Source organism: Candidatus Thioglobus autotrophicus (assembly GCF_001293165.1).
Taxonomy (GTDB): Bacteria; Pseudomonadota; Gammaproteobacteria; order PS1; family Pseudothioglobaceae; genus Thioglobus_A; species Thioglobus_A autotrophicus.
Genome location: NZ_CP010552.1, coordinates 657,937 through 672,477, shown reverse-complemented (window position 1 = coordinate 672,477; position 14,541 = coordinate 657,937). Strand labels below are relative to the sequence as shown.

11 protein-coding genes are annotated in these 14,541 nt (G+C 41.2%); 7 read left to right on the top strand and 4 right to left on the bottom strand.

Features of this window, described 5'->3' with window-relative positions:
* The first annotated feature begins 42 nt into the window (after positions 1–42).
* Entirely contained in the window at positions 43–579 is a 537-nt protein-coding gene (locus tag SP60_RS03620) for a hypothetical protein (protein ID WP_144418584.1), read from the top strand.
* Positions 576–1,127 (top strand): MASE1 domain-containing protein, encoded by a 552-nt coding sequence (locus SP60_RS03615; RefSeq protein ID WP_053951325.1) that lies wholly within the window; start codon positions 576–578, stop codon positions 1,125–1,127. The genes SP60_RS03620 and SP60_RS03615 overlap by 4 nt, the downstream gene beginning before the upstream one ends.
* Here the strand turns inward: SP60_RS03615 and mfd are convergent.
* Positions 1,119–4,547 (bottom strand): transcription-repair coupling factor, encoded by a 3,429-nt coding sequence (gene mfd / locus SP60_RS03610; protein ID WP_053951324.1) that lies wholly within the window; start codon positions 4,545–4,547, stop codon positions 1,119–1,121. The two genes, SP60_RS03615 and mfd, sit on opposite strands and share 9 nt — an antisense overlap.
* 5 nt (positions 4,548–4,552) lie before the next feature.
* Entirely contained in the window at positions 4,553–5,155 is a 603-nt protein-coding gene (locus tag SP60_RS03605; RefSeq protein WP_053951323.1) for a Maf family protein, read from the bottom strand.
* Positions 5,156–5,211: 56 nt separating this feature from the next.
* Here SP60_RS03605 and folA point away from each other — a divergent pair, with 56 nt between their 5' ends.
* Positions 5,212–5,697: a type 3 dihydrofolate reductase gene (gene folA, locus SP60_RS03600; RefSeq protein ID WP_053951322.1), complete on the top strand. Its 486-nt coding sequence runs from the start codon at positions 5,212–5,214 to the stop codon at positions 5,695–5,697.
* Complete coding sequence (locus SP60_RS03595) at positions 5,697–5,882, top strand: DUF6726 family protein (RefSeq protein WP_053951321.1); 186 nt, start codon at positions 5,697–5,699, stop codon at positions 5,880–5,882. Before folA ends, SP60_RS03595 begins: the two co-directional genes overlap by 1 nt.
* 56 nt (positions 5,883–5,938) lie before the next feature.
* Here the strand turns inward: SP60_RS03595 and gltB are convergent, their stop codons facing one another.
* Positions 5,939–10,441, bottom strand: coding sequence for a glutamate synthase large subunit (gene gltB, locus SP60_RS03590; RefSeq protein ID WP_053951320.1), 4,503 nt, complete (start codon positions 10,439–10,441; stop codon positions 5,939–5,941).
* 155 nt (positions 10,442–10,596) lie between these two features.
* On the opposite strand from gltB, the gene yaaA reads away from it, so the two are divergent.
* A complete protein-coding gene (gene yaaA / locus SP60_RS03585) occupies positions 10,597–11,349 on the top strand; it encodes a peroxide stress protein YaaA (RefSeq protein WP_053951319.1) in 753 nt (250 codons plus the stop codon).
* A gap of 26 nt (positions 11,350–11,375) precedes the next feature.
* The gene (locus SP60_RS03580) at positions 11,376–12,014 is read left to right on the top strand and encodes a ComF family protein (protein WP_144418583.1); all 639 of its coding nucleotides are present in this window, start codon (positions 11,376–11,378) and stop codon (positions 12,012–12,014) included.
* A gap of 13 nt (positions 12,015–12,027) precedes the next feature.
* Here the strand turns inward: SP60_RS03580 and SP60_RS03575 are convergent, their stop codons facing one another.
* Complete coding sequence (locus SP60_RS03575; protein ID WP_053951317.1) at positions 12,028–12,951, bottom strand: Nudix family hydrolase; 924 nt, start codon at positions 12,949–12,951, stop codon at positions 12,028–12,030.
* 48 nt (positions 12,952–12,999) lie between these two features.
* On the opposite strand from SP60_RS03575, the gene gshA reads away from it, so the two are divergent.
* A complete protein-coding gene (gshA, locus tag SP60_RS03570) occupies positions 13,000–14,541 on the top strand; it encodes a glutamate--cysteine ligase (protein WP_053951316.1) in 1,542 nt (513 codons plus the stop codon).

Here is a 14,541-nt window from a genome sequence, read left to right as displayed (position 1 = left end):
TTTCTAGTATAATTTGAGCCATATTATCCTTAGGTTCCATGTGTGTTAATTTTTAAGTACAATCTAGTCGCCCTTACCTTGTCTCTTACCTCTTTATTAATGGTAGAGGGTTTGGCGAATGACAGCTTTGCCAGTGGCAATTTGCTATTTTTACCGATAGGTGCGAGTATTTTTTCTTACCTGTTGTTTGGTTTTGGCGTTCTGCCCGGGATAGCAATCGCCAACACTTTGTTCGGATATTTCTTTTGGGACAGTTGGTCTGGCTTAGGTTTTCCAGGGTTTACAGGTCATGTGGTAGTTGGCTCTTTGGCGCCAATAGTTGCCATGTTAATGATGAGACTATTCAATCTATCAAAATTCTTTGATGGCCAAAAGCTGAATTTTCACCACGTTGTTTTTCTGATTATCCTCACCGCTTTCATTAATACCTTATCTAAATTTTTTATCTATATGAGTGTGTTACCAATTGCTCCAGATCCTGCTATATTTTTCTCAACTTATCTGATAGGAGATATGCTGGGTGGTTTGGTGTTTGTTTATGTGGTAAGTAGAATATCAACATTTTTAATTAAACAATGAAGCAATTTCTCACTTACAACCTAATTGCCTTTGTGGCGGTGCTCATCTCCAGATTAATCATTGTGCCTTTTGATCACGTGGATATTTCCATCGGTAATTATATTTGGCTGCCAATGGGCGCGGCTATACTTGCGCCTTTGTTATTTGGTTTTAAATCTTTACCAGGCGTGGTGGTGGGCTATTTTCTAGCCACTTTTATCAGTAAAGGCGGCGTTTGGGAAGCAATACATATCTATAGCTACTTAGGAAAGCTGATTGATAGTGTCGCACCGATTGCCTCAATTTTAATGATGCGATTTTTTCATTTGTCAGATTTCTTTGATTCTGGCAAGATTAACTACGCGCATGTCATGTTTTTGGTGATTTTGGCCTCGCTTGTAGCAACAGTGGCTAAGGTGTTTGTTTATCCAATGAATGGCAAAATTATCCCCGATCCCTCGTTATTTATCCAAACCTACTTAATGAGTGATATCTTGGGTGGCATTGTATTTATCTACCTAATATTTAAATTTTTCACCCCGCAATTGATAAAAAACAAGCTAATTTAGCTTTTTTAACAAATTTTCTACTAGCTCGATACGCCTGATATCTTCAGGCATGCTTTCTTTCACAATTAACTGGTTTTGACCCTTGAGTTGGTAATTTTTAGGCTGTTTTTGGATCAATTGAATGATTTTGATTGGCTCTATGGTGTTTTTAGTACCAAAAGTGATGATGGCCTTGTCATCATAAAGATTAATTTCATCAATTCCGATTTTTTCGCAAAAAAGTTTGAGTCGTGTATTGGCAAATAAATGCTTGGTAGAGTCTGGCAATAATCCAAAACGATCAATCATCTCAATTTGTAATTCTTTTAGTTCGTTATTAGTCTTACAACCGGCGATGCGCTTATATAAAACTAAGCGTTCATGCACATCTTCCAGATAACTCTGAGGAATAATGGAAGGCAATCCACAGTCTATTTGGATTTCATGATTAATCGGATCATCCAGGTTAATCTTTCGCCCTGCACGCATTGCCTCAATCGTACGCTTGAGTAAATCGTGGTAAAGATTAAAACCAATTTCGCTAATTTTCCCTGATTGATTGTCGCCGAGCAAATCGCCTGCGCCACGAATCTCCAAATCATGATTAGCAAGCATAAACCCAGCGCCCAGCTCTTCTAAAGATTCAATGGCAGCAAGGCGTTTTTTGGCATCTTTAGAGAGTGATTGATGCGATTTAATAATCAAGTAGGCATAGGCCCTGTGATGTGAGCGTCCCACACGCCCGCGCAATTGGTGCAATTGTGCGAGGCCAAAATTTTGGGCATTATTAATGATGATGGTATTGGCATTAGGGATATCAATACCGGTTTCAATGATGGTGGTACACACCAAAATTTGGAAACGCGCATGATAAAAATCACTCATGATGTGCTCAAGTTCACGCGTTGGCATTTGCCCATGGGCGATTCGAACGTGTACATTTGGCATGAGTTCTGACAAACTTTGCGCCATGTTGTCAATCGAGTCAATATCATTATGTAAAACAAAAATTTGCCCACCACGGTGCAACTCACGGCTGATAGCTTCTTTGATATTATCATCCTGCCACTCTTGCACAAAGGTTTGAATAGCACTACGCTTGGCAGGCGGCGTAGCAATAATGGATAATTCTCTGAGTGAACCAAGTGCCATATTTAAAGTACGCGGAATCGGTGTGGCCGTCATGGTGAGGATATCACTCTGTCCACGAAGTTTCTTCAAAGCTTCTTTTTGCTTAACACCAAAGCGATGCTCTTCATCGATAATGATCAGTCCAAGATCTTTGTATTTAATACTGCCTTGGATAATCTTATGGGTGCCAATGACAATATCCACTTGACCCGTGTTGAGCTTTTCAATAATGAGTTTTTGCTCTTTTGGCGTTTGAAAGCGTGAGAGTGCGGCAATTTCTACTGGGTAGTCGCTAAATCGATCAACAAATGATTGATAGTGTTGATTGGCTAGTAATGTGGTGGGCACAAGAATGGCTACTTGCTTACCGGCTTCCACAGCTAAGAATGCAGCGCGCATGGCAATTTCTGTTTTGCCAAAGCCTACATCGCCACATACCAAACGATCCATCGGCTTGTGTGAGCGCATATCTGCCAAAACCTCGCCCATAGTTTTAAGTTGGTCAGGCGTTTCTTCAAAAGCAAAACTCGATACAAAAGAAGAATAAGCATCATTTGGCTCTGGAAAAGCAAAGCCAGTTTGTGACTCACGTTTAGCATAAATCTCTAGCAATTCGGCGGCCACATCGTGCAAGGCTTCGCCGGCTTTTTGTTTGGCCTTGCTCCATTGCGGCGTGCCGAGTTTGTGCAAGGGTGCGCTTTCTGGCGATGCGCCGGAATAACGGGAAATAAGATTTAGTGAGGTCATGGGCACCATCAGCTTGGCACCGCCAGCGTACTCAAGTTGTAAAAAATCTTGAGATTGACCGTCATAAGTTTGTGTTTTTAAGCCTAAATAACGTCCCACCCCGTAGTTTTCATGCACGATTGGGTCGCCCGTTTTAATCTCGACTAGACTTTTAATTGCCTCGTCAAAATCTTTATGTTTAGCACGGCGCCTGCGTTGTTGTTGTACTACTTCTTGGCCAAATAAATTGTCCTCGGTAATGACGGCCAGTTCAGGACTTAACAACCCTTGAGAAAGTGCTTGATGGGTAATATTAAGTAATTCATCACTGGCTAAAAAATGTTGCCAGTCTTGGGTTTGGTGCGCCTCAAGATGATGATTTTTTAGCAACTCTTCTAAGACACTTTGCCTACCTTGAGATTCGCAAACGATGAGTATTTTTTGTTTAAAGCGTGCTGTAAAGCTAGCTAATTTGGCCAGCGGATTTTTAGCCTGCGGGTCAATGCGTAGTGGCGGTAAAAGTTTTGAGGAAAAATTCAGATTCCCAGCCTTGTCTTCGAGTTTTGAAGGGCTGATAATCAGTTGTGGGTGTTGCTTGATGGCAGAAAATAGACGCTCTTTACTTAAAAATACACGATTAATAGCTAGAGGAGGACGATCTAAATCTTGTTTGGCATGATCAAATCGGGATTGGATATCAGCAAAAGTCTGATCTACCAATGTCGAAAATCCAGCAGTGGTGGCAATGGTGAGCGTGCTGGGTAGATAGTCAAACAGTGTATTGGTGGCATTAAAAAATAGCGGTAAATAAAACTCAATTCCGCCAGGCAGTCGACCTTCGCTAATTTCGGTATAGATAAAGCCTTGTTTACTAAAAGCTTGATTGTAGTTGTGCTTGAATAATTCAATACTTGATTCATCCGTGGCAAATTCTCTTGCTGGCAATAGTGCAATTGCGTCCACCTGTGATTCACTACGCTGGGTTGAGGTGTCAAAGGTGCGTATGGTTTCTACTTCTTGGTCAAATAGATCGAGTCGATAAGGTTTGCTTGCGCCCATTGGGTACAAGTCAATTAATGAGCCACGAATATTAAATTCACCATGTTCCATCACAGTTGTGACACGGTTATAGCCAATTTTTAGCAGTTTTTCGCTGAGTGAAACAGGATCTATGTTGTCACCTATTTTCAGATCGAAGCTGTACTTTTCACTAAACTCAATTGGACACAAATGGGAAAATAGAGTCTCCAATGTGGTGAGCACAATGCCGTGTTTTAGTTGCCTAAGTTTAGATAGAGTAGCAAGACGGTTTGAGGTGATATCTGGATGTGGTGAAAATTGATCATACGGCAATACTTCCCAGTTATCAAATTTGAGAATCTTCAACGTATCATTGTAAAAATTTAGAGATTGGTATAGTGTGTCAAGGTGAGCAATATCATTGGCGATAAGCAAGACAACCTGAGACTGTTGCTGAGCATACTCGATTAAAGCCAGCGCATCGGCACTGCCATACAAAGAGCCCCAATAGGTTTTCAGGCCAGAATTTAAAGGGCTGGCATTATTAGGATATAAGTAGGGCATTGATGCTAGGCTTTTGAGCTAAGAATATCGATGCCTTCATTTTCCAAGAATTTAATGAGCTGAATGAGCGGCAGACCAATTAAAGTATTGGGATCGTTGCCCTCTAGACGACTAAACAAACCAATACCCAAGCCCTCTGATTTGAAGCTGCCCGCACAATTATAAGGCTGTTCTTTTTTAAGATAATTGTCGATTTGTGCACTGCTTAAATCTTTAAAAACAACTTTAAAGTTTTCAACAAGGGTTTGTATATTTCCGCTATTTGTATTTAAAAGACATAAACTAGTTCTAAAAGTCACGATATTACCAGAACAAGAACTTAACTGTTTAATGGCATTTTCATGGGTATGGGGCTTACCCAGTATTTTCTCATCTGTCGCCAAGGCACCGGGCAACGTGGCCACTTGATCAGAGGCAATAATGAGCCCGTCATGAGATTTAGCCACTTCGCGAGCCTTGTCCTGTGCCAATCGATAAACTAATTGCTCTGGTGTCTCCTCTGGTTTTCTGGATTCATCTACATTGGGAGACACGACTGAAAATTCAAGACCTAGCTTATTAAGTAGTGTTTGACGAAAAGGAGAAGATGAAGCGAGAATTAATGCCACGAGTGTTTCCGGTGTTTGTAAAATAGAGGTTATTTTACGTTATTTAAGGCTTTTTCATGCGCTTATCAATTATTGTGGCAATGGATGATAATCAGTTGATTGGTAAGGATAATGCCTTGCCCTGGCATTTGCCAGCTGATTTAGGTTATTTTAAAAAAACCACCACCGGTAAAACCGTACTTATGGGGCGTAAAACTTATGAATCCATTGGCTTTGCCTTGCCTAATCGTCGCAATGTCATTGTTAGTCGCAATGCTGGTTTTAGTGCTGAGGGGTGTGAAGTGGTAGATAGTATTGAGCGCGCACTTGATCTGGCCAAAGGTGATGAGGAAGTGATGATTATGGGCGGCGCTTCTTTTTATGAGCAGATGTTGCCGAGTGTTGATCGTTTGTATATTACTCAAATCGCAGGCTCTTATCAGGGCGACGCCTATTTCCCTAAGTTTGATCGTAGTAATTTTGTGGAAAGTTTTAGAGAGTCGCATCAGCCAGATGAAAAAAATCAGCATACTTATCATTTTACAATTCTGGATAGAAAGTAATGCTATTTAAAACATTCGCTTTATTGTTATCAGCTCTGATGCTATCAAGCTGCGTACTAACCAAAGTCGTTACTGTGCCTATGCGCGTCGGTGGCGCGGTGATTTCTATTATCCCAGTGGTGGGTGAGAGTATTGACGAGGCTATTGATGAAGCGGCTGATGTGATTGACACGATACCGATTTAGTAAAAATTTTAACAATAAAAAAGGGCTACTTATCTAGTAGCCCTTTTTTGTTTTAGCTATTTCTCAGCATTTTCAGCCAGCACTCGTTTGTAGTCCTTAGGCATAACTTTAATGAAATGCTGAATCTCCTCATCCCAATGATCAAGAATACGTTGGGCTACTTTTGAGCCCGTGTATTGAGCATGATTAGAGATAAAGCTTTTTAGCTCGGTTTGAGCTTCAGCATCCATTGAATCTAGGTCGATCATGATCGGGTTGACCATATCTTTGAAAGTATCGTGTGGATTGTAAACATAAGCAATACCGCCACTCATACCTGCACCAAAATTACGACCAACTTCTCCTAAAATAGCCACACGCCCACCAGTCATATATTCACAACCATGATCACCAATACCTTCAACCACGGCTGTTACACCTGAGTTACGCACACAGAAACGTTCTGATACACAGCCTGATAAGTAGATTTCACCGCCTGTTGCGCCGTAGCCACATACATTACCGGCAATGATTTCATCTTCAGCGTTAAAGGTTGAATTTTTAGGAGGATAAACAATAACTTTACCGCCTGACAAGCCTTTACCGACATAATCATTGGCATCACCCTCTACTTCAAGCGTGATACCTTTAGCAGTGAATGCACCAAGTGATTGACCAGCAGAGCCAGTAAACTTAACCTGTACGCTGTCATCTGCTAGTGTGTTTCCACCACGAGCTTTTACTAAGCGTGACGATAACATAGCGCCAACAGCACGATCGACGTTGGTAATTTTGCTGGTAATTTTCACGGCCTTAGTACCATCAATCACTGCTTTAGATTGTTCAAATAGTGTGTTATCAAGATGTAGTTCTAATTGGTGATCTTGAACTTCAGTTTGGTAGGTACTGGTATTCGCATGCGGCTTTTGTGCCGGCGTTAATAAGGCATCTAAATTAATCGTGCCTTGTTTCCAGTGCTCGATTGCTTGATTCATCTCCAACATATCTACGCGACCAATCATCTCATTGACGGTTTTAAAGCCAAGATCAGCCATAATAAGGCGTAGCTCTTGTGCCACCATAAAGAGGTAGTTCACAACATGTTCTGGCTTGCCAGTAAATTTCTTGCGCAATGCTTTGTCTTGTGTTGCAATGCCTACTGGACAAGTATTAAGATGGCATTTACGCATCATAATACAACCCATAGTAATCAGTGGCGCGGTTGAAAAGCCAAACTCTTCTGCGCCCAATAATACACCGATGGCTACGTCACGACCTGTTTTCAGTTGGCCGTCTGTTTGAATCACCACGCGCGAGCGAAGATCATTCATGACTAGAGTTTGGTGAGTTTCTGCTAGGCCTAATTCCCATGGCAAGCCCGCATGCTTAATACTCGTTAGCGGTGATGCACCAGTACCGCCATCATGGCCAGCAATCACAATGTGGTCAGATTTTGCTTTAGTCACGCCAGCTGCAATCGTACCTACGCCCACTTCTGCCACCAGCTTCACACTAATACGCGCCTCTGGATTAGAACGTTTAAGATCAAAGATTAATTGCGATAGATCTTCAATAGAGTAAATATCGTGATGCGGTGGCGGGGAGATTAAACCCACACCTGGTGTTGAGTGACGAATAGCAGCAATACCTTCGTCTACTTTTGATCCAGGTAGCTCACCACCCTCACCAGGTTTAGCACCTTGCGAGACTTTAATTTGGATTTCGTCTGCATTATTTAGATAATCAATGGTGACACCAAAACGCCCTGAAGCAACTTGTTTGATGGCGCTACGGCGCGAATCACCATTGGCATCAGGCGTCCAACGTTTTGCGTCTTCACCACCCTCACCAGTATTGGATTTACCCCCTAAGCGATTCATGGCAATCGCAAGCGATTCATGAGATTCAGCAGAAATTGAGCCAAAGCTCATCGCTCCTGTGGCAAAGCGTTTGACAATTTCTTGAGCAGGCTCAACCTCATCAATAGAAATTGATTTTCCTTGCTTAAATGACATGAGTCCACGCAGAGTTGAATTGCGCGTACCTTCTTCATTGGCGTGTTTGGCAAAAGCCCAATAAGCTGACTCGTCATTATTTCGAGCAGCTAGCTGTAAATTAGAGATGGTTTTTGGATCCCACATATGTTGTTCACCGCCACTACGCCAGTGATATTGGCCTTTGTTATCCAAAGAAATAGCTTTATAAGCGTGCTGATGGCGTTTTTCACCCTCTGCTTGCAGAATGTCAAAACCGACACCATCGATACGTGATGCGGTTTCAAAGAAACACTTATCCATGATTTCAGGTGCCAAACCCACTGCTTCAAAAATTTGCGCCCCTTTGTAAGACTCTAAAGTAGAGATACCCATTTTAGCCATGACTTTTAGCATGCCTTTGGCAACACCTTTGCGATATGAGGCAATGATAGCGTCGTCACTATCAGCATCGATCATGTTGTCACGACGTGCTTGCCAAAGCGCTTCAAAAGCTAGATATGGATTGATTGCATCTGCACCAAAACCAGTCATTAGACAAAAATGATGCACTTCACGAGCTTCGCCCGTTTCTACAATGATTCCTACTTGAGTACGCTCAGAGCTAGAGACTAGATGACGATGAAGCGCTGAAGAGGCTAAAAGACTCGAAATGGCGACGCGATTACTGCCAATATTGCGATCTGATAGGATAATTAAACTATGTCCGTCTTTAATAGCTTTCGAGCCTTTGGCACAGATCTCATCAAGCAATGTGGAGATTTTCTTGCCACTGTTAATATCGTAAGTAATATCAATAGTTTTACTGGTCCAACCTAAATGATTGCAATGTCTAAGTGCTGCTGTTTCTTCATTGGTAAGGATGGGGTGGTCTACCACTAAACGGTGCGCATTTTTTGGATTGTTGGCTAAAAGATTGCCTTCAGGTCCAATGGAGCAGCGCAGTGACATTACAACCTCTTCACGAATGGAATCAATAGCTGGGTTAGTTACTTGAGCAAATAATTGCTTAAAGTAATCATAGATAATACGTGACTGGTCAGATAAGCAAGCAAGCGCTGAGTCGTTACCCATGGAGCCAACTGGATCGCGCAGTTCATTGACCAGTGGCAATAGCATAAATTGCAAGGTTTCAGTGCTATAGCCAAATGCTTGTAGACGGTGAATTAAAGAATCGGGATGAAATCCATGAGCCTCTTTTTCACAGCCTAAGTCTGACAAGTGAATTTGTTGAGCGTTGAGCCATTCTCGGTAGGGGTTTTTAGCAGCAAAGTCGGCCTTAATGGCTTCATCATCAATCAGCACACCTTTGTCAAAATCAACCAAGAACATTTTACCCGGGCGCAATCTGCCTTTGGTTTTGACATTGTCTGTTGCTACATCAACCACGCCCACTTCTGATGCCATAATGACACGATCATCATGGGTTAGGTAGTAGCGTGAAGGGCGCAGGCCATTACGATCCAATACCGCACCAATTTGATGACCATCAGTAAAGGCGATTGAAGCAGGACCATCCCACGGCTCCATAACGTTGGAGAAATATTCGTAAAACGCCTTCTTTTCATCACTCATGTTAGCGTCATTTTGCCAAGCTTCAGGCACCATCATTAGCACCGCTTCTTGCAAAGTGCGCCCATTCATCATTAAAAATTCTAAGACGTTATCAAAACTACCCGAATCAGACACTTCTGTTTCAATAACAGGTAGTGTTTTTTCTAAATTATCTGCAAAAAATTCACTCTCAAGTGTGCCTTCACGAGCACGCATCCAGTTGAAATTTCCTTGGCGTGTGTTGATTTCACCATTATGAGACATGTAGCGACACGGTTGTGCGCGATCCCACGATGGGAAAGTATTGGTTGAGAATCTTGAATGCACCATGGCCAGATAAGTTGAATATTCAGGATTCGATAAATCTGAATAAAAATCCAGAACCTGCGAACCCATTAACATACCTTTATAGATAATAATACTAGTTGATAAGCTACATACATAAAACAGCATGGCTTCAGTCAGTGTCTCGTCAGTACGAATGGTATGCGATGTTTGTTTTCTAATAATAAATAAAGCACGCTCAAAGGCTTTGGTATCGATACCTTTGGCTTTACCAATAATCAATTGTTTAATAATCGGTTGAGACTCTCGAGCAATATCGCCAACATCAGCCTTTTGAGTATCAACAGGTACATCTCTCCAGCCAATAAATACTTGTCCTTCATTGCTAATAGCAGCTTCCATTAGGCTCATGCAATGAGCGCGTTGTGTGCTATCTTGTGGCAAAAATATGTTACCCACGCCATAGTCACCTTGTGCAACAGTCTGGCCAAATAAAGTTTGGATTTCGGCCGTAAAGAAATCATGTGGGATGTTAGTTAAGATACCCGCGCCATCGCCTGTATTTGCTTCACAACCACAACCACCACGGTGATCCATTCTGCTGAGCATTTCTAGTGCATCTAGCGTAATCTGGTGTGAAGGCTGACCCTTAACATGGGCAATAAAGCCAACGCCACAGTTCTCCTTTTCATTGTTAGGTGAGTAAAGACCGTGAGCTTTTGGCAAGTGTAATAATGGGGTTTTCATAGGTATAAATTTACAAAATAAAAAATCAAAAAAACCTCATAATTATAACCTAAAACAGCTATTCATTTCGCCTGAAATCCCCTAGTGTCAAAGTGCATTTGCTTGGCGTTATCAGGTAGAATATTTACCTATTATGGATCAAAAAAAATACAGCCATGTTAGCGGTTATCTCCCCCTCTAAAACTCAAGATTTTTCCACGCCTGATATACAAGATCGTACCTTAACACGTCAATTAGACGAATCAGAGGTATTGGTTAAAATCCTTAAACAGAAAACCCGGGAAGAGCTTTCTAAGCTGATGTCTATTAGTGAAAAATTGGCCCACTTAAATTACACACGCTTTCAAGACTTCTCCACGCCATTTGATTTTAGCAATGCCAAGCAGGCACTTTTAGCCTTTAAGGGCGATGTTTATACGGGTATTGATGTGCCTAATTTATCAAAAAAAGACCTAGAATTTGCACAAGATCATTTGCGCATGCTATCAGGCTTGTATGGCGTGATTAGACCACTAGATTTGATTGCACCTTATCGGCTAGAAATGGGTACCAAGCTCAAAAACCCCAAAGGCAAAAATTTGTATGAGTTTTGGGGTAGTAAAATCTCCGAATTACTCAATGAAGACGAGTCAGAAGTGATTATTAATTTAGCTTCCAATGAGTATTTTAAAGGCATTGATCAAAAGTCCCTAAAAGCACAAATTATTAATATCGTTTTTAAAGAGTTTAAAGGTGATAAGTATAAGATTATCGGCATTTATGCCAAGCGAGCTCGTGGCTTGATGGTGCAGTATATGGTTAAAAATCGCATTGAAAATCCACAAGATCTCAAAGCTTTTAGTCTGGAAGATTATCGTTTTCAACAAGACATGTCAGATGATACAACATGGGTATTTACACGCGGATAAAGCCCTTTATTCCTAAGCAGACTTGCATGTTGTGTATGCAATATTCAGATTTTTGCGTGTGCACAGAGTGCGAGCAAAGCTTAGTGAGTGCTAAGTACCGATGCCAGTCTTGCGCCACACCAATAAATACTCAGCTGCATTTTTGCACTACTTGTTTGGCACAAGCACCCCTTTTCTCCAAAGCCTATACTGTTTATGATTATGCGAGCAGTTGCACAACACTTATCAAACGCTTCAAGTTTGATCATCAACTGTGTATTGGTGATTTTTTTGCGCATAAATTGCACAATAAATACTTGAGCATTATTCGTCAACAAGGTGATTATGACGCCATTATTCCGCTACCACTCAGCAAACAGCGCTTGCGTGAAAGGGGCTACAATCAAACGCATGAGCTATTAAGAATTATTGCTAAAAAATCCAATATTTTGATTGATCAAAAAAGCGTAAAACGAACCAAGGCAACTCGAGCCTTATCCACGCTAGACCTTCAAGAGCGACAAAGTGAAATTAAAAATGCCTTTAGCGCAAAGCTGCTAAACTATAAAAAAGTCTTGTTGGTTGATGACGTCATGACCACCGGATCAAGCCTGAATGAACTGGCAAAAACTGTACTTAAAGCAGGCGTTAAATCTTGTGATGTACTCACTTTGGCTAGAGCCTAACTTGATACAAAGATTAAAAAGCACTTACCCCAGCTATACCTTGGGCACCCAGTTTTAGAGTTTTATTTAAATCGTTAATCGTCATACCACCGAGAAAGTACACAGGAATGTTGAGTTTTTTGATGACTTCTCCAGCAGCTTCCCAGCCTATTGGGGAGGTATCTGGGTGAGTTTGAGTGGCTTGAACGGGTGAGATAACCACAAAATCTGCACCGATTTCTTGAGCTTTTAAGGCTTCTGTTAAATCGTGTGTTGAAACCCCAAGTATTTTATCGTTAGCACAAGGTCTATTATGTATTTTAAGCATTTCACCGGTGGTGAGATGCCAGCCGTCACAATAGGACTCATTGAAGGTTTTGTTTGGAATATTTAGGAGTAATTTGACGTTATTTTGCGTGCATTTGTTGTAAAGTTCTGCGATAAAGTTGCTATTTATATCAACTTTGCTTCTAAGTTGAATAAGGCCAATGCCTTGTTTAAGTTTTTCGTCAAATTTTCTCGTCCATGCTTCGCTTTGATGATTGCTTGATGGAGTGATCCAATATTTGTTAGGCAGAGTGATAGAGTTAATAAAGGCTGTCATGGTTGGTAATAATTTGTATTGAGACAGGTCTTTAATGTTTGTCCAAACTATTTCTTGACCCTCAATGCCTTCAGGGGTGTTTTGATATTGATTAATAGTGTAAATGCTTAATTCCACTATTCTATCCGTGTATTGATAAACCATGGTTTGGTGGATCGATAAATCCGTAACGATAATGCCCAATTCTTCTTTTAACTCTCTAATAATGGCTTGTTGTTCAGACTCGTTGGGCTCAATTTTTCCGCCGGGGAGCTCCCAAAATCCAGACATAAATTGATGTGCTTGACGCTTGGCAATGAGTATTTCGTTGGCAGAATTTTGCAGTACACCGACGACGGCCTTGATTGTCTTCATTTAAATCAGCTAATGGTAAAATAAGCTTTATTTTAATTTGTAAGTCCTTTGAACATAGAGCAAAAAATTCAATTACTCAAGCCTCATGCGCAATTACTTTCGGGTAATTTAATGGGTATCGAAAAAGAAGGTTTGCGCGTCTCTAAAAAAGGCGGGCTGTCGCAAGCGCCACACCCGAGCGCTTTGGGTTGCGCACTAACGCACCCGAATATCACCACGGATTTTTCTGAGTCTTTGTTAGAATTAGTCACGCCACCGTTATCCAGTGCACGCTCTGTGCTGGATTTTTTGCAAGATACTCAGCATTATTTGTATTGTCGCTTGCCTAAAGATCAAAGTTTTTGGCCGGCGAGCATGCCGTGTGTGATGCGTGGCAAGACTTATATCCCTATTGCTCAGTACGGCTCGAGTAATCGCGGCAAGATGAAAACGGTTTACCGCCAGGGTTTGGCGAATCGCTATGGTAGCGTGATGCAGGTGATTGCTGGCATTCATTTTAATTACTCATTTTCTGAAGAATTTATTGAAAAATTCTGTGCACTATCAGAAAATGACCAAAATAAAGATGGGGCCTATATGGCGCTCACTCGAAACGTGGTACGCTATGGCTGGATTGTGCCTTATTTATTTGGCGCTTCGCCGGCTGTTTGTAAATCATTTTTAAAGGGTTATCATCAGCATTCTTTGGTAGAGTTTAATGACTCAACTTTATATAAGCCTTATGCAACTTCCTTGCGTATGGGTGATATTGGCTATCAAAATTTGCGCGAAGATGAGGCGGGCGTAAAAGCCAACTATAATTCATTAAGCCACTATGTAAATTCACTTAAAGCAGGTATGGCAACCCCATGCAGTGATTATGAGAAGTTTGGCCTTAAGGCTGATGGAGAGTATCAACAGCTGAACGCTAATACACTGCAAATTGAAAACGAATATTATGCTTCTGTTAGGCCCAAGCCTCTAATAGAGTCTGGCAAAAAACCACTGGATAGTTTGAGCGCTAAAGGTATTGCTTATGTTGAGTTAAGATCGCTAGATATTAATCCTGCATTGCCAATGGGCATCGACGAGACGCAAATTCATTTCTTGGAAGTATTTTTACTATTTTGTCTCTTAAAAGATTCTCCTGCTATTTCCACCAGGGAACAATTTGAAATTGACAGTAATGATCAGCTGATTGCGCACGAAGGTCGCAAGCCAAATATAAAGCTTAAACATCAGGCTAAAGAGATTTCAATTGCTGAATTTGGCGAACAACTTGCTGTAGATTTGAGTCTGTGTGCTACGTTGTTTGGTGCGCCATACGTCCAAGCAGTAAGTGATATTGTGAAACGTTTTGACGATCCGGAGCTAACTCCTTCTGCACAAACACTCAACAACATGAAAAGCCAAAATCAGGGATTTTTTGATTATATTAATCAGTATGCTAAGCAATATCGTCAAGATTTTTTAGTTCAGGATGTTAATCAGGCGCATTTTGATTATTTAGACGGACAAGCGCAGACATCTTGCCAGCAACAGCGTGAAATAGAAGTGGCAGATACCTTGAGTTTCGATCAATATTTAGCGCAATACTTTAATCAGGTTTGA